The sequence below is a fragment of the Leifsonia sp. C5G2 genome (genome assembly GCF_013359685.1).
Taxonomy (GTDB): domain Bacteria; phylum Actinomycetota; class Actinomycetes; order Actinomycetales; family Microbacteriaceae; genus Leifsonia.
In genome coordinates this window covers 563,923-579,376 of record NZ_JABFMV010000001.1, presented here as the reverse complement: position 1 = coordinate 579,376, position 15,454 = coordinate 563,923, and the positions used below count along the sequence as shown (strand labels likewise).

At 69.3% G+C, this 15,454-nt stretch carries 11 protein-coding genes and 2 tRNA genes; 9 read left to right on the top strand and 4 right to left on the bottom strand.

Going from position 1 to position 15,454, the window contains the following annotated elements; all coding sequences use genetic code 11:
• Positions 1–268 precede the first annotated feature (268 nt).
• Positions 269–1,081 (top strand): inositol monophosphatase family protein, encoded by an 813-nt coding sequence (locus tag HNO83_RS02790; protein WP_175335954.1) that lies wholly within the window; start codon positions 269–271, stop codon positions 1,079–1,081.
• 12 nt (positions 1,082–1,093) lie between these two features.
• Here the strand turns inward: HNO83_RS02790 and HNO83_RS02785 are convergent, their stop codons facing one another.
• The 3 genes from HNO83_RS02785 to HNO83_RS02775 all read right to left on the bottom strand — a co-directional run bounded on the left by HNO83_RS02785 (position 1,094) and on the right by HNO83_RS02775 (position 4,911).
• A complete protein-coding gene (locus HNO83_RS02785; protein WP_175335953.1) occupies positions 1,094–2,812 on the bottom strand; it encodes a glycoside hydrolase family 13 protein in 1,719 nt (572 codons plus the stop codon).
• A 34-nt stretch (positions 2,813–2,846) separates the two neighbouring features.
• Positions 2,847–3,872, bottom strand: coding sequence for a LacI family DNA-binding transcriptional regulator (locus HNO83_RS02780; RefSeq protein ID WP_175335952.1), 1,026 nt, complete (start codon positions 3,870–3,872; stop codon positions 2,847–2,849).
• 181 nt (positions 3,873–4,053) lie between these two features.
• Positions 4,054–4,911, bottom strand: coding sequence for a pentapeptide repeat-containing protein (locus HNO83_RS02775; protein WP_175335951.1), 858 nt, complete (start codon positions 4,909–4,911; stop codon positions 4,054–4,056).
• A gap of 110 nt (positions 4,912–5,021) precedes the next feature.
• Between HNO83_RS02775 and HNO83_RS02770 the strand changes: the two genes are divergently transcribed.
• From HNO83_RS02770 to HNO83_RS02760, 3 genes are all read left to right on the top strand, one after another.
• Positions 5,022–5,978 carry an aldo/keto reductase gene (locus HNO83_RS02770; RefSeq protein WP_175335950.1) on the top strand — a complete coding sequence of 319 codons (957 nt, stop codon included), beginning with the start codon at positions 5,022–5,024 and terminating at the stop codon, positions 5,976–5,978.
• A 210-nt stretch (positions 5,979–6,188) separates the two neighbouring features.
• Positions 6,189–6,260, top strand: a tRNA-Thr gene (locus HNO83_RS02765).
• Between the two features lie 45 nt (positions 6,261–6,305).
• Positions 6,306–6,379 (top strand) — tRNA-Met (locus HNO83_RS02760).
• Positions 6,380–6,505: 126 nt separating this feature from the next.
• Here the strand turns inward: HNO83_RS02760 and HNO83_RS02755 are convergent.
• A complete protein-coding gene (locus HNO83_RS02755) occupies positions 6,506–7,528 on the bottom strand; it encodes a LacI family DNA-binding transcriptional regulator (RefSeq protein ID WP_175335949.1) in 1,023 nt (340 codons plus the stop codon).
• A gap of 110 nt (positions 7,529–7,638) precedes the next feature.
• On the opposite strand from HNO83_RS02755, the gene HNO83_RS02750 reads away from it, so the two are divergent.
• The 5 genes from HNO83_RS02750 (at position 7,639) to HNO83_RS02730 (ending at position 15,228) form a co-directional block, all read left to right on the top strand.
• Positions 7,639–8,568: a carbohydrate ABC transporter permease gene (locus tag HNO83_RS02750; RefSeq protein ID WP_175335948.1), complete on the top strand. Its 930-nt coding sequence runs from the start codon at positions 7,639–7,641 to the stop codon at positions 8,566–8,568.
• Complete coding sequence (locus tag HNO83_RS02745; protein ID WP_249776413.1) at positions 8,568–9,509, top strand: carbohydrate ABC transporter permease; 942 nt, start codon at positions 8,568–8,570, stop codon at positions 9,507–9,509. Before HNO83_RS02750 ends, HNO83_RS02745 begins: the two co-directional genes overlap by 1 nt.
• A 72-nt stretch (positions 9,510–9,581) precedes the next feature.
• Complete coding sequence (locus tag HNO83_RS02740; RefSeq protein WP_175335947.1) at positions 9,582–10,856, top strand: ABC transporter substrate-binding protein; 1,275 nt, start codon at positions 9,582–9,584, stop codon at positions 10,854–10,856.
• A 28-nt stretch (positions 10,857–10,884) separates the two neighbouring features.
• Complete coding sequence (locus tag HNO83_RS02735; RefSeq protein WP_175335946.1) at positions 10,885–12,528, top strand: hypothetical protein; 1,644 nt, start codon at positions 10,885–10,887, stop codon at positions 12,526–12,528.
• A 90-nt stretch (positions 12,529–12,618) separates the two neighbouring features.
• A complete protein-coding gene (locus HNO83_RS02730; protein WP_175335945.1) occupies positions 12,619–15,228 on the top strand; it encodes a CBM35 domain-containing protein in 2,610 nt (869 codons plus the stop codon).
• Positions 15,229–15,454 lie beyond the last annotated feature (226 nt).

The window sequence follows — 15,454 nt, the reverse complement described above, 5'->3', positions numbered from 1 at the left end:
CATGCCACCGACTGTGACGCATGTCCCGACTCACCAGGGACCTATCAACTGAGACCTATGTCGTGAACCCAGACACCCCACTCGCCACGTTTTCAGTGAGTCGCCCTCGGCCAACGGCCGGGGGCTTCTTGCTGTGGTGAGCGATCGAACGTTCGAATCTCCTGCTGGGCTGACATCCGTCGGAGATTCGGAGGCGGATCGCCCGAATCTGCGACGGAAGCCAGGAGCCCCGGAGCCGGCGCAGCCCCGCATCTGTCAGGCTGGACGCATGACCTCCAATGCCGAGCTGCTCGAGATCGCCGCCACCATCGCCCGCCGGGCGGCCGCCTTCGCCCTGCAGCGCAGGCGCGACGGTGTCGAGATCGCCGCGTCGAAGTCGTCGCTGAGCGACATCGTCACGCGCGCCGACCGCGAGACCGAGCAGCTGATCCGGGATGCGCTGGCGGCCTCGCGCCCGCGCGACGGCTTCCTGGGGGAGGAGTCCGGCGGGGGCAGCAGCGACAGCGGACTCACCTGGGTCGTCGACCCGATCGACGGCACCGTCAACTACTTCTACGACATCCCGGCGTGGGCCGTCAGCATCGCCGTCGTCGAGGGCGACCCCGACCCGGCGACCTGGCGCACTCTCGCCGGCGCGGTCGTGAACCCGGTGCTCGGCGAGGTGTTCACCGCCTACGCGGGCGGAGGGGCCCGCCTCAACGGGGAGCCCATCCACGTCAACGAGGGCGTGCAGCTGCCGCTGGCGCTGGTCGGCACCGGCTTCGGGTACGACGCCGAGGTGCGCAGGCGGCAGGCCGCCCTCGTCGGCGAGCTCATCGGCGAGGTGCGCGACATCCGACGCATCGGCGCGGCATCCCTCGACCTGTGCGGCGTCGCCGCCGGCCGGCTCGACGCCTACTTCGAGCGCGGGCTGAATCCGTGGGACCACGCCGCCGGCGCCCTCATCGCACAGGAGGCCGGCGCGCGCGTCAGCGGGCTCGGGGGAGGCCCGGCGGACAACCGCCTCATCGTGGCGGCCGCGCCGGACCTCTCCGACCAGCTGCACCCGCGCGTCGAGCCCTACTTCGCCGCGTGGGAGTGAGCCCCCGCGCCGTCAGACCAGCCAGACGGCCGTGTCGCGCGGAAGCAGGCCATCCTCCAGGGCGCCGCTCGCCAGCACGATCTCGCCGGCGGGAAGGGCGGCGGGCGTCGTCCCGAAGTTGACCACGACCGTGACGTCGCCCGTGCGGAATGCCAGGGTGTCGCCGCCGAGGTCGAGCCACTCCGGCGCGCCGAACGCGAGGTCGTGCTCCCGGCGCAGAGCCAGCGCATCCTGGTACATCGTCAGGGTCGAACCGGGCACGCCCTCCTGCGACGAACGCGTGTACGCCGCCCAGCTCGCCGGCTGCGGCAGCCAGCTCGCCGCGGTCGGGCCGAAGCCGTACGACGCCTCCTCGCCCTCCCACGGGATCGGGACGCGGCAGCCGTCGCGGCCGTAGCGCTCCCCGTTGGTGCGGAACCAGGTCGGGTCCTGCCGCGCCTCGTCGGGCAGGTCGATCGCCTCCGGGAGGCCGAGCTCCTCGCCCTGGTAGAGGTACGCCGAGCCGGGGAGGGCCAGCATGAGGGCCGTCGCCGCGCGGGCGCGGTGCAGTGCGAACGCCGGGTCGGGAAGGCCCTGCGTCTTCGGGCCGATGCCGTGGCCCTGCAGGTTGCCCGGCTGCAGTGCGAGCCGGGTCGCGTGCCGGACGACGTCGTGGTTCGACAGCACCCAGGTGCTCGGGGCGCCGACGCTGCTGAACGCCGCGATCGAGCGGTCGATCACGCGGCGCAGCGCCGCCGCGTCCCACGGGGTCTCCAGGTAGGCGAAGTTGAAGGTCTGCTGCATCTCGTCCGGGCGCACCCAGCGGGCCAGCTTGTCCAGCGGCTCCACCCAGGCCTCGCCGCACAGCACGCGGTCGCCCTCGTACTCGTCGAGCACCGTGTGCCAGTCGCGGTAGATCGCGTGGACGCCGTCCTGCGCGAAGTACGGCGGCGTCGGCGGGTCTGCCTCGGCGTGCGCGGCGATCTCGGGCTCGAGCGGGACGCCGCCCATGCTGCCCATGTCGGCCGGCGGCGTGTAGTCGGGGAGGCCCGCCTCCTTGATCATGCCGTGGGCCACATCCACGCGGAAGCCGTCGACGCCGCGGTCGAGCCAGAAGCGCAGGATGCCGCGGAACTGCTCCCAGACCCACGGGTTCTCCCAGTCGAAGTCGGGCTGCGACTTGTCGAACAGGTGCAGGTACCACTGGCCCGGGGTGCCGTCGGCCTCGGCGATGCGGGTCCAGGCCGGGCCGCCGAAGATCGACTCCCAGTTGTTCGGGGGCAGCTCGCCGTTGTCGCCCTTGCCGTCGCGGAAGATGTACCGCGCGCGCTCCGGGCTGCCGGGGGCCGCCGCCAGCGCCTCCTGGAACCAGACGTGGTCGCTGGAGGAGTGGTTCGGGACGATGTCGATGATCACGCGCAGACCCAGGCCGTGCGCCTCCGCGAGCATCCGGTCGAAGTCGGCGAGCGTCCCGAAGCGCGGGTCGACGTCGCGGTAGTCGGCGACGTCGTAGCCGGCGTCGCGCTGAGGCGACCGCTGGAACGGGGAGAGCCAGACGGCGTCCACGCCGAGGGCGCGCAGTGCGGGGAGGCGGTGCGTGATGCCGGGGAGGTCGCCCATCCCGTCTCCGTCGGAGTCGGCGAAGGACCGCGGATACACCTGGTAGATCACGGCGGAGCGCCACCACTCGCGGCCGGGGGCCGACGGCGTGAGCGCGGATTCGGGGGAGGGTGTGGATGCGATGGTGGTCACCTCGTGTTCGTCTCTCTCTTGGGTTCTGCGGGGGTCAGGGGTGGGCGGCGGTGCTCGACCGCACGATCAGGTCGGCCGGTGCGATGTGGCCGGGCGGTTCCGGGCGGCCGGGAGCGCTCGTCCGGGAACGATCGAGGGCCGCGAGCAGCAGCTCGGCGGCGCGCTCGCCCTGGCCGACGGGGTGCTGCGCGACCGTGCTCAGACCGAAGAACTCGGCGAGCGGATGGTCGTCGATGCCGATGATCGACACGTCTCCCGGGACCTGCAGCCCGAGGTCGCGGGCGGCCAGGATCGCGCCGATCGCCATCTCGTCGGAGGCGGCGAAGATCGCGGTCGGACGCTCGTGCGGGGTGCCGAGCAGCTGCTTCGCCGCGTCGTAGCCGCCCGGGATGGTGAAGTCGGACGCGCGGTGAAGCCGCTCGTCGACCGGCAGCCCGGCCTCGCGGAGGGACTCCTCGTAGCCGAGCCGGCGGCTGGTCGGGATGTGGAAGTCGAGGTCGAACTCGTGCGACCCGCCGATGTGCGCGATCCGGCGGTGCCCGAGGGAGACGAGGTGGTCGGTCGCCAGGCGCGCCACCGCGACATCGTCGATGGTGAGGGTGCGGACGCCCGGGAGCGGTCCGCCGACCCCGACCACGGGCTTGCCGATCGCGAGGAGGCGGCTGACCTCGTCCTCGGCGAGCTCGAGGGAGACGGTGAAGACCGCGTCCACCCGGTTGCGGAGCAGGTGGTGCTCGAAGACGCGCCGCCGCTCCTCGCCGTCGCCGCTGAGGTTGTACAGGGTGAGGTCGTAGCCGCTGCGCAGCAGCACCCGCTCCGCGCCCTCGATCACCGAGGTGAAGAACCAGCGGTTGAGGTGCGGGACGACGGCGCCGATGTTGCGCGTGCGGCCGGAGGCGAGGCTGGAGGCGTCGGAGGAGACGACGTAGCCGAGCTCGGACGCCGCCTGCACGACGCGCGCCTTGGTCTGCTGCGAGACGGGGCCGTTGCCGCTGAGCGCGCGCGAGACCGTGGCCGTCGAGACGCCGGCGAGGCGCGCGACGTCGTCGATGCCGGGCATGCCACCTCCTGGAGCGTCTGCGGTGGAAGCGCTTGCGACCGCCGGTGCCGGGCGTGTCGCCGGTCACAGGGGGAGTATAGCGAGTCGAGTGGAAGCGTTTGCAGTCGATGACGGCGGTACGGCGTCACCTGTGCGCCAGGGCGAGCGGGCGCAGACGCGACGGGAGGGCGCAGTGGCGCGGTCAGCGCCAGTGGCCCGGCCGATCCAGGGTCTCCGGGAGACGGGTGAGGGCGTCGCCGGAGGCGGCGTTCACCTGCGGCTGGGTGAGGTAGATCGCCTCGCGCAGGTCTGCGCCGTCCAGGCGGGCGTCGCGCAGGTCGGCGCCGAGGAGCTCCGCGCGCGACAGGTCGGCCTCACGGAGGTCGGCGGCGATGAGCAGGGCGCCGCGCAGCTCCGCCCCGCGCAGATCGGCCCGGCGCAGGTCGGCGCCCAGCAGGTCGGCTCCCGGCTGAATGCGCGAACGTGCGACGTGCCTCCGGCCCGTGCCGATCGGGGAGGTGCCGACGGGACCCGACTCGCGGGTGAGGCGGGCCGCATCCCGCAGGAGCCGGGCGGCGGGTGCGCGGAGCTCGTCGATGTCTGCGGCGACGATGTCGGCCGCGGGCGCGCGTGTCAGCGATCGTACGTCGCTGCGGGCCTGGCGGAGGGCGGGATGGAGGCGGGCGGCGGCCGGCAGCGCGAGGGCGTCCTCCAGGTACCAGAGCAGTTCGTGCAGCTGCCGCATGATCGGGAAGGCCGCGAACATCCCGGAGCGGGCCTCGGGGTCGTCGCGCCAGCTGCGTCCGTCGAAGGTGTGCTCGGTCACCTGCTGGCCCGCGCCGAAGCAGTCGAACACCGTGCAGCCCTTGAACCCGCGGTCGCGAAGCTGCGAGTGGATGCGGCAGCGGTCGTCGTCGTCGAGGTTGAGGCACGGGTCGCCCGCCGGCTTGTCGAACGCGAAGTCCGCGGAGCGGGCGAAGGCGAGCGCGACGCAGCAGAGGCCGACGCAGCGGGAGCAGTCGGCTCTCAGCTCGCGGCGAGGGTCTTCGGCGGTGCGCACCCGTCCACAGTACGGGCCGATGCGGACCTTTCCACATCTTCAGGGAGAGCCGGAATAGCGCCGGGACCCCGACGTTAGCGTGGAAGAGGAACAAACGAAGGAGATCACGCATGACTGCACCCCGCCGCACGATCGGCTCGTCCGACCTCGAGGTCTACCCGCTCTCGCTGGGCGGAAACGTCTTCGGCTGGACGGCCGACCGCCAGACCTCGTTCGACGTGCTCGACGCCTACACCGCCGCCGGGGGCGACTTCGTCGACACGGCCGACGGCTACTCGGCCTGGGTGCCCGGCAACACAGGTGGCGACTCCGAGCGCATCCTCGGCGAGTGGTTCGACGCGCGTGGCAACCGCGACCAGGTCGTGCTCGCCACCAAGGTGAGCCAGCACCCCGATTTCAAGGGGCTCGCGGCCGACAACATCCGCCGTGCGGCGGACGCCTCGCTCGAGCGCCTGCGCTCCGACTACATCGACCTCTACTACGCGCACTTCGACGACGAGACGGTGCCGCTGGAGGAGACCGTCGGCGCCCTCTCCGGCCTTGTAGATGCGGGCAAGGTCCGCTACATCGGCATCTCGAACTACTCGCCCGAGCGCATCGAGGAGTGGTTCCGCATCACCGAGCGCGAGGGCCTGCACCGCGCCGTCGCCCTGCAGCCGCACTACAACCTCGTGGAGCGCGGCTACGAGTCCGCGTACCGGGCGATCGCCGAGCGCGAAGACCTCGGCGTGATGCCGTACTTCGCCCTCGCCGCGGGCTTCCTCACCGGAAAGTACCGCGACGGCGTGACCGTCGACAGCGCCCGCGCAGGCGGCGCGTCGAAGTACCTCGACGACACCGGCCGGGCCGTCCTGTCCGCCCTCGACGAGGTCGCCGCCGCGCACGGCGCGTCCGTCGCCACGGTCGCCCTCGCGTGGCTCGCGGCCCAGCCCACCATCACGGCGCCGATCGCCAGCGCCCGCACTCTGGAGCAGCTGCCCGACCTGCTGGCCTCCGTCGAGCTGCAACTGTCGGCCGACGAGCTCGACGCCCTCGACGGAGCCTCCGCTCCCGCCAAGGCCGCCTGACGCCCGGCGCGGCCGGCGCGGGGCGTCGCGGCCGCCGGCTGGCCGCGTGCCGCCGCTTCCATGGGTCGCAACACGCCGTTCCGACGCCCGCGTAACGGCGTGTTGCGTCCCATGGATGCGCCGCTCGCGCGTGGTTCGGAGCACCCGGCCGCAGATGGTATCCTCGTACGGTTGCCGAAAACGGCCGGTCCTCTGGCCGGCGCCGGCTCCGCCCCCTTAGCTCATTGGTAGAGCACTTCCTTGGTAAGGAAGAGGTAGTGGGTCCGATTCCCACAGGGGGCTCCGTCTCCCCGTCTCGCGACGCGTCGCACGGCGAGGGGATGCCACGGCGGGGTAGCTCAGGTGGTTAGAGCACACGGCTCATAATCGTGGTGTCGCGGGTTCGAGTCCCGCCCTCGCTACAAGACTCGAAAACGAACGGCGGCTGATCATCAGCCGCCGTTCTGCGGTGTCAGGAGCGTTTCGACCACGATCTGCTCCCACCGGAGTGAATTGGCGAACCAAGAGCTCCAGCGGATCGTCGGGGCTCAGCTTCGCGTCGATTCCCGTGCCACGAGCGAGCACCCGACCCGGAGCTCGAGGCTCTCGGGGATGGGCCGCTCTCCGAGCACGAGTCGTCCTGCTTCCATGCCCATCTCGACGAGGGGGAGAGCGACCGTTGTGAGTGGCGGTCGTTGGTGAATGGCGAGCGAGCGGTTGTCGAAGCCGACGACTTGGACGTCGTTCGGGACAGCCACACCACGATCGTGCAGCGCTTCGAGCGCCCCTGTGGCCAGGTCGTCGCTGCAGCAGAACACGGCGTCGAGGTCCGGTACGCGCTCGAAGAGGGCGTTCATCGTCGCGTAGCCGTCCTCCGGGTCCCACGTGGGGGAGCTCTCGACGAGATCGGACGTCGCGGGCAGACCGTTGCGCTCGAGGGCCGCCGTGAACCCGGCAAGGCGGTCGGCCGTGGCCTCCCAGTCCGTCGGGCCGTTCAGGAAGACGATCCGGCGCGCCCCGCGCTCGATGAGGTGGTCGACCGCTAGCGCAGCGCCGCCCTGATCGTCCGGGAGGACCGCCGTCGTCCCGGGGGGTCCGTACTCGTAGAGGTAGACGTACGGGATGTGGTCGGGGACCTCCATCGCGGGTTCGGGACGCGGTCCGACCCGGTTGCCGGACATGAAGATGAGGGCGTCGATCTGGCGGTCGATCAGTCTGCTGAGCTGCCGCGCCTCGCGCTCCCTGTCGCCGTAGCTGTTGCAGAGGAGCACGGCCTTGTCCGCCGCCGACGCCACTTCTTCCACCCCGCGCATCAGCGAGTTGGTGAAGATGCCTTCGAGGTCGTCGGTGACGATGGCGATGGTGTCGCTGCGCTGGGTGCGGAGGCCGCGGGCGACCGAGTTGGGGCGGTAGCCGAGCGCGGCGATGGTTTCCTGCACCCGCTGGCGCACCTCTGGGCCGACGTCCCTCCGGTCGTTGATGACTTTGGAGACCGTGGAGGTCGTGACGCCGGCCGCCGTGGCCACGTCGCGCAGCGTGATCCGCTTGCCGTCGACGAGGGATTCGCTCACTCGGACCTCCTTACGAAATCGTTGCCGAGCCTAGTTGACTTTCGCCCGCCGCGGCCAGTAATGTCTTGCCTCAAGGTTACGATATCGATTTCGTGAATGAGGTTCGCCCCATGGCAACGGTGCCCGTAGCGCCCCCGCTCAGAACGGCCGTCCCGCGGCGCCGCCGAGGACCCCTGGCCCGCCGCAATCGCGCAGGGCTGCTCTTCGTCCTCCCGGCCATGCTCCTCGTGGCGGTGCTGTTCGTCGCCCCGACCCTGTGGACCGTCGTCGTCTCGTTCTTCAAGTACTCGCTCCTAGGCAAGATGACCTTCCTCGGGCTGGACAACTACGTCCGCGCCTTCTCCGACCCCAGCCTCTACAAGACGTTCGGGTTCACGACGCTCTACACCGTCGTCGTCACGGTCGTGCTCTTCGCGGTCGGCTTCGCCCTCGCGCTGCTGGTCACGACGAAGCGGCGGGGAACGCCCGTCTTCCGCACGCTCATCGTGGTCCCGGTCGTGATCGGCTTCGCCACGGCGAGTTACATCACGCTGTGGATCCTCGACGGCCGGATCGGTGTCGTGAACCAGGTGCTGCGGGATGTCGGGGCGATCGACCAGCCGATCTCCTGGTTCGGAACCTTCGGACTGGCCTTCGGAATCGTGATCGTCCTCGTCGTGTGGAAGACCGTGGGGCTCACCATGCTCCTCCTGATGTCGGGCATGAACGCGATTCCGGGCGACCTCTACGAAGCGGCTTCCCTCGACGGCGCGGGGTGGTGGCGGAAGCTCTTCGGCATCACCATCCCGCTCCTGCGCCCGACGATCGCGCTGGTGCTCATCCTCACGGTGATCAGCAGCTACCTGGCGTTCGACCAGTTCTTCATCCTCACCCAGGGCGGCCCGGACGGATCGACGATCACCGTCGTCTACCTGATCTACCGGGCGGCGTTCATCGACTTCGACCTGGGGTACTCGGCAGCGCTGTCGGTGATCCTCATGGTCGTCCTCCTGCTGCTGACCATCGTGCAGTTCCGAGTGCTCCGGAAGGCGAACGACTGATGACCACCACCGACCTCGAACTGCCCAGCCGGACGACCCGACGCCCCGCGTCCGACGCTTCCGACAACACGCCCCGTCCCGAGATGCCCAGCGCCCCGTCGGCGCGACGGCCCCGCTCCTTCTGGAGCAGCGCTACCTTCTACATCGTCAGCTCCATCGTCGGGTTGCTGTTCGTCGCCCCACTGGGGTGGCTGTTCCTCAGCTCGTTCAAGACCTCGGCCGAGTTCGCCCAGGTGCCACCCACCTACCTCCCGCGCGTCTTCAGCATCGAGAACTACCGGGCCCTCGCCGACGCGGGGATGTGGCAGTACGCCGCCAACAGTGCGATGGCCGCAGTCGGGACCGTCCTGCTGGGCACCGGGCTCAGCGTGCTCGCCGGCTACGGCTTCGCGCGCTTCCGGTTCCGCGGGGCCGGGGTGCTGTTCATCGTCCTGCTGAGCACCCTGATGATCCCCTTCCAATCGATCATCCCGGCCCTCTACGCGATCCTGAACTCGGTGCACCTGACCAATTCGATCCTCGGGCTCATCCTCGTCTACACGAGCTTTGTGCTTCCGTTCGGAGTGTTCACGATGCGGGCATCGTTCCAGGCGATCCCCGGAGGGATCGAGGAGGCCGCCATCATGGACGGCGCCTCCACCTGGACGACCCTCACCCGCGTCATGGGGCCCATGGTCGTGCCCGGTATCGCGACGGTCGCCATCTACGCCTTCTTCAACGCGTGGAACGAGTTCCTCGCCGCCCTCATCTTCACGACCAAGCAGGACGCTTTCACGCTCCCCGTGGCACTCGCGAACCTTCAGTCCGGCGCCTTCGGGACGCTCAACTGGGGCGTCCTGGAGGCCGGAGCGATCGTCTCCGCCCTGCCCTGCATCGTCGTGTTCCTCCTCCTCCAGCGCTACTACGTCGCCGGTCTGACGGCCGGCGCCGTCAAGGGCTGACCCCCGCACCACTCCACCGCATCACCCTCCACAAGCCGCTCACCGCCGAGCGCGACCCGAAAGGCACCCCCGATGATCACCAGACGACACACCCTCCGCGCCGCAGCCGTGGTGCTGACCGCGGCGACCGCGTTCGCGGTCACCGCCTGCTCCTCCAGTTCCGGAACCACCTCCGAGGGCAACGGCCCCGCGACCCTCTGGGTGCGTGCGGCCGACGCGCCGCTGGACAAGGCGATGGTCGCCGAGTGGAACAAGGAGAACCCGAAGCGCAAGATCTCGCTCGTGGCGATCCCCGACGCACAGTACGTGCAGAAGTTCGTGCAGGGCGTCAACTCCGGAGACGTCCCCGACATCGCTGTCGCGGACATCGCCAACGCGCAGGCGCTGGTCAGCCAGGACCTCCTGACCGACATCACCGACAAGGTGAACGGCCTCGAGTACAAGAAGGACCTCGCCCCGGCGGCGATCGACATCTCGAGCAAGGACGGCAAGATCTACGGCGTCCCGCACCAGCTGGATGTATCCCTCCTCTACTACAACCCGACGCTCTTCAAGGCGGCCGGCCTGGACCCGGCGAACCCGCCGAAGACGTCAGCCGACATCCTCGACGCCGCACGCAAGATCACCGCACTCGGCAACGACACCTACGGGTTCTACTTCGCCGGCAACTGCGCCGGCTGCAACGCCTACGCGACGCTGCCGTTCATCTGGGCGAACGGCGGCAACATCCTCAACAAGGGCGGCACGAAGGCCACGCTCGACGACCCGGCCGTGGCGGACGCGATGAACCTGTTCCAGACCATGTGGCAGGAGAAGCTCATCCCGCCGTCGGCGAAGGACGACACCGGCGCCACCTGGATCACCAGCTACCAGTCGAACAAGATCGGCATGATCGCCCTCGGCAGCTTCGCCATCGGCATCTACGGCGCCAAGGGCGGACCCGACTTCGACGTGACCCCGATCCCCGGCGTCGACGGCAAGACGGCCTCGTTCGTCGGCGGCGACATCGTGGGCGTCCCGACCGGCGCGAAGAACGCTGGAACGGCGTGGGACTTCATCAAGTGGTCCATGAGCGAGAAGGTGCAGACCGACATCGTCGCCAAGGCCGGCTCGCTGGTTGTCCGCTCCGACCTCGTCGACAACCCCAACACCGCTGCCGACCCGCGCCGCGTCACCGCGAACAAGCTCATCGCGACCGCGCAGGTCCCCGACACGGCCAAGTACAACTCCCTGTTCATCGACTCCACCGGTCCGTTCCTGCAGTTCATCCGCTCGTGGGTGATCGACGGAAAGGGCGACGGCGCCATCGCCGCCACCCAGTCCGCCTGGAACGAACGCCTGAAGTGACCATCCCCACACCGAGGAGACACACCGCATGATGGATCTCAGCTTCCGCTACCCGCACCCGCGATTCCCGTCGCGGATCGGGGAGCTCAGCTTCCGCATCCACACCTTCGACAACGTCTACGGTCTCGACGGCGGGCTGACCACCGTCGAGGAGGCAGACGGTGTCACCACGGTCTCGGCCTCCGGCCTCACCTGGGCCGGCGGCCAGCAGATCAGCACCGGGACGCTGACCGCTGTGCTGAGCGCCGCGGGCGACGGCATCCGGCTGACCCTGACCGGGACCCACCCGGACGGCATCCGGTCGATCGGAGTCACGGTGCACGATCTCGCCACCGGCGACGTGACCGAGGTGCGCGAAGGGCGGCTGGAGGTCGGCGAAGACGGACGCATCGTGCGGTACCCCAACGGATGGCACGACCTCGCCACCCCGTTCCTCGGCATCGAGCAGCCAGGCGGACGGAAGCTCACGGCCGGCCTGCGCGACGACGTGCCGCGTCCCGCGAGCTTCGCTTTCATCCCGCAGTTCGGGAGCCCGGAGGTCATGGACGTCGACCTGCTCGTCGAGGCGGACGCCACGCGGCCGAGCCCGACGCTCACCGTCGAATGGGCGCTCGAGGAGGTGGCGGAACCCACTGCGGCGCTCGTCGCCCATCGCGAGCACGTGCACGCCGCTTATCCCGCCGAGCCGTGGGAGAGCCGCGCCGACGTGCCCGAGTGGATGCGGCAGGTCTCGCTGGTCATGACGCTGCACGGACGCCACTTCACCGGCCGCGTGTTCCTCGACTACGACGCGATGCTGACGCAGATCCGCCGCGTCGCCGCGCAGCTCAGCGGGGAGCGCATTCTCGCGTACGTGCCCGGCTGGGAGGGGCGTTACTACCGCTGGTACGGGCGCTACGACACAGACCCCGCTCTCGGTGGTTCGGACGGCTTCCATCGGTTGATCGGCGAAGCGCGCGAGCTCGGCGTGCATGTCATGCCGATGTTCGGATCCAACATCGCATCCCGCGACGTCGAGGGCTTCGAGCGGTGGGGCGCCCCCGGCGTCCTGCGCCGGGCCAGCGGGCTCGTGGACGCCGGCTCGGTGGACTGGGACGGGTCGCGTCACTACGATCACGGGTCGGGCGCGCTGCTCAACCCCGCGTTCGCACCGTGGCGCGCACACCTGGTCGACCAGGTGGCGACGCTGCAGGAACGCTTCGGCTTCGATGCGACGTTCCTCGACATCACCGCCATGCACGCCAACGACCCCGCTGGGAGCACCACGGAGGGCCTGCGGTCGCTCGTCGACGAGCTGCACGCGGCCATGCCGGGACACCTGGTCGCCGGCGAGGCGTGGTTCGATGCGCTCAGCAGCATCACGCCGCTGGTCCAGACCGGCCACCGCTTCAATGTGCCCGTCTACCACGACCTGCCCGATGAGGACCTCTTCGCCGTCAGCAACCGGTCGTTCGGGCACGTCAATCTCGGCGACGCCGCCCACGGCTCCTCCGGGGTGCACGAAGCCGGATACGTGAAGGCGTGGCGGCTTCCGGTGCGCAAGGCTGTGATACCCACCATGGGGCTCGTCGAGGACACCCTCGACGCCGCCGCGAAGCGCATCGCGCTCATCATCGAGGACGCGCACCGCTACGCGGAGGAGTTCCTCACCACGCCGGTCACGACCGCGTGATCCTCCTGCCGGCGGAGCGCCCCTAGCCCGCTCCGCCGGCAGGACCCCACACCCGTCAAGCCACACCACCGCTCAAAGGAGAGTTCTTCCGTGTCTCGACGCCTCATCCCCCTCGCAGCTCTGGCCGCCACCACGGCGCTGCTCGCCTCTGGCCTCGCCATCAGCGACGCCCCGGCCGCCCGCGCCTCCACCCTGACGATCTCCAAGGCGAGCTACTACGACAAGACCCTCGCCGGCATCCTCGGACAGGTCGGCGGCGTCGTCACCGGTTACGAATACGCCTCGCCGAACCCGTATCCGACCGACGACTGCTTCCGTCCCGCCTACGGCCCTTACTCCGGCGACGCGCCGGCCAGCTGCTGGACGCCGAACAACTACCCCGGCTATGACCGCGTCGGAGCGCCCAACTTCGCGAGCAACGAGACGGGCAGCGACGACGATTACCACATCGACTTCTTCAACCAGCTCATCCTCGCCGATCACGGCCCCAACCCGTCGTTTCAGGACATCAAGGACGAATGGGTCGCGCACGACGTCGGCGACTGGGGGCCGGGCGAACTCGCCAACGGGCTCATGCGCACCCAGGGATACCTGCCGCCACAGACCGGCACTGCCGAGTTCAACCGCTTCTACTGGCTCACCGAGGCGTACATCGAGAACGACACCCTTGGCATGGTCGCGCCGGGGATGCCAGCGACCGCCCGCGACCTCACCGGCCGCTTCGCCTCCGTCACGACGGAATGGGACTCGGTCACCTGGGCGAAGTTCCTCGGCACCATGTACTCGCTCGCGTACTTCGCCCCGGACGTGAGGGACGTGCTCGCCCAGGCGAAGGACGTGCTGCCCCGGAACGGATGGCCGTACCAGGTGTATCAGAAGGCCGTCGCGCTCCACGGTCAGAACGCGACCGACTGGCGCTGGGCCCAAGGCCAACTGCTGGCCTTCACCCGGAACGTCTACGGGCAGGACAACGCGATGGCGATCCCCGACCGGAACATGGGATCGCTCATCCTGTCGATCCTCTACGGCGGCAACGACTACCTCACCACGCTGAAGATCGCTTCCCTGATCGGAAACGACGCCGACTGCACCGCCTCCGGCGTCGCCGGCCTGATGGGGATCATCACCGGCATGGCCGGGACTCCTCAAGAGTTCAAGGACAGGATCTACCAGAACGGAGCAGGTCGCTACATCAACGACAACACCACCGGTTACCCGCCGTACATCAAGCAGAACTACCCGCACAGCCAGTCCTGGGACGACATCGCCGCTCTGTATCAGAGCAACGCCGCCGCACAGATCGTCGCCCGGGGAGGCTCGCAGGACGGCACGAACTTCTACGTCAACGCCCAGAGCATCCAGCCGGAGAAGACGCTCCTCATCGACAACGCAGACTTCGAGCAGGGAACGCTCGCGGGATGGAGCGAATGGACACCCGGCGCGGACCCGGGCAGCCCGAATGCGTTCGCCGAGAATAACGGTACGGCCCAGTCCGGCAGCTGGAAGGGAACCGTATTCACCGACAGCGCAGTACCGGAGGTGAAGCTCTCCACGACGTTGCGCGGACTGCAGGCGGGCGCTACGTATCGGGTCCAGGCGTTCATCCAGTCGGATCAGGCGGCGCGACTCTACGCCACGAACCCCGGCGGCGTGGAGCAGTACGCCTCGGTCGTCGGCTCGTACTCGAACAGCCAGAACCAATGGGTATCGCGCCATGTCGATCTCACGGCCGACGGCTCGACCGCCGAGGTCGGCCTCCACCTGCCTCCGGGGCCGACCGGCTTCGCCGCGATCGACAACATCACCGTCGAGCAGGTCACCCAGCCGACGACCGCCCGCTATGAAGCGGAGTCGGCGAGCCTGAGCGGCGCGGAAGTGCTGTCCGGCTCCACCGCATCCGCCGGTTCCTACGTCGGCGGGATCGATGATCCCGGCAACTACGTGCAGTTCACGGTGAATGCGGCCACCGCCGGCGAGTACAGCGCCGACGTGTCGTTCGCGAACGGAACCACTGCGACGAGCAGCCTGCAGCTGGCCGTGAACGGGTCAGCGAAGGCGACCGTGGCCTTCCCGCGCACCGAGGGGTGGGGGCAGTTCTCGCGGAACATCGTTCAGATCCCGGTGGTGCTGGCAGCGGGCAGCAACACGATCCGGTTGACCAAGCCCGCGACCGGCGGAGGCTACGTGCAGCTGGACGCTCTCGACCTGTCGACGGGTGCCCAACCCGTCTACGACTCCATCTCGGACATCTCAGTGCCGAACGGCGACTTCGACGCCTCCGGACCAACGCAGTCGCCCGGCAGCTGGAGCACCTGGCCAGGATCGGCGGGCACCAGCGCCGACGCCGACTACACCGAAGCCGACGCCTTCAACGGCGCGACACGACTCAGCCACTACAAGGCGACCGCATACGAGGTCTACACCGGCCAGACCGTCACCGTCCCCAACGGCACATACACGCTCACGGCCTGGGCCGAGGGAGGAGGAGGCCAAGCGGCGAGCTTCCTGTCTGCCAAGGGGTACGCGGCCGGGGCGCCGGAGTTGACCGCATCGACACCGGGGCTCGGATATCCGAACTGGCGGCGGCTGAGTATCGCCGGGATCGTCGTCACCTCCGGCAGCATCACGATCGGCGCCTACTCCAACGCCTCCCCGAATCAATGGGCGTCCTTCGACAAGGTCGAGCTCTGGAGACAGTGAGAGGTGGTGTGGGGGCACCACTCGGTATCGCTATCGAATTTGAGAACGGGGAGATGTGTGATCCATCAGGGCATCTCTGACGAAGCTGCGGGGCCGTCGCAGATCAACGACGAGGCCCATCGATCGACAAGGGCATCATCTTCATGCTCGAGCGCGAACGGGTGGTCGTCACGGTACTCGACATGGCTGCTTCATCAGCCGTCAGTTCGGCGTCGGCGCTGACGTC